A 397-nucleotide genomic window follows, 5' to 3' on the forward strand; every position below is an offset into this window, starting at 1 on the left:
CCTCCACACCGCCCACCACCCCCTGCGGAACGCCGGGACCCACCGGAGCATCGGCCACCGCCGGGGAAGGAACCGGGGCCACGTCCTTCGGGGCCACCTCCTCGGGCGTCGCGGGCACTTCTTCCTTCACCGGCTCCGGCACCTTCACGGGAACCATCAGCTCCTGCTTCACCGGGCGCGGCTTGCGGGCCAGGGGCTTCACCGGCTCCGAACGGGCCTGCCGCGCCTGCGTCCCTCCGCCCAGCGGCGGCGGGGGCGGCGCGTACGCCATCAGCACCAGCTCCGGCTCCGGAGGCTTCACCCGCACGGGGGGCTCGCGGCCCGCCAGCGTCAGCCCCACCGCCAGCGCCACCACGTGCGCCGCGGTCGCGGCCACCACCGCCCCACCCCACCGTCC

The 397-nt window shown here is 76.8% G+C and carries 1 pseudogene; it reads right to left on the reverse strand.

Annotated elements, in window-relative coordinates:
* A pseudogene (locus D7V88_RS43595) lies at positions 1–397 on the reverse strand (energy transducer TonB); the annotation flags it as partial.

This window comes from Corallococcus terminator, from assembly GCF_003611635.1.
GTDB lineage: Bacteria > Myxococcota > Myxococcia > Myxococcales > Myxococcaceae > Corallococcus > Corallococcus terminator.